Origin of the sequence: Faecalibacterium gallinarum (assembly GCF_022180365.1) — a bacterium.
GTDB lineage: Bacteria > Bacillota > Clostridia > Oscillospirales > Ruminococcaceae > Faecalibacterium > Faecalibacterium gallinarum.
In genome coordinates this window covers 1-308 of the sequence record NZ_BQKV01000095.1, presented here as the reverse complement: position 1 = coordinate 308, position 308 = coordinate 1, and the positions used below count along the sequence as shown (strand labels likewise).

Genomic DNA, 308 nt, shown 5'->3' with positions numbered 1-308 from the left:
ATCATGGGTAGGTCACTCGGTTTCGGGCCCATTGCACGTAACTTAACGCCCTTTTCAAACTTGCTTTCGCTTCGGCTCCAGTCCTGAAGACCTTAACCTTGCTACGTACAATCGCTCGCCGGACCGTTCTACAAAAAGTACCCTATCACACTTTGACGTGCTCTAGGTGCTTGTAGGCACAGGGTTTCAGGTTCTCTTTCACTCCCCTCCCGGGGTGCTTTTCACCTTTCCTTCACAGTACTATACGCTATCGGTCACTGGGTAGTATTTAGGGTTGGAGGGTGGTCCCCCCATCTTCCGACCAGGTT

1 rRNA gene is annotated in these 308 nt (G+C 51.6%); it reads right to left on the bottom strand.

Going from position 1 to position 308, the window contains the following annotated elements:
* A 23S ribosomal RNA gene (locus JCM17207_RS10515) occupies positions 1-308 on the bottom strand; the annotation flags it as partial.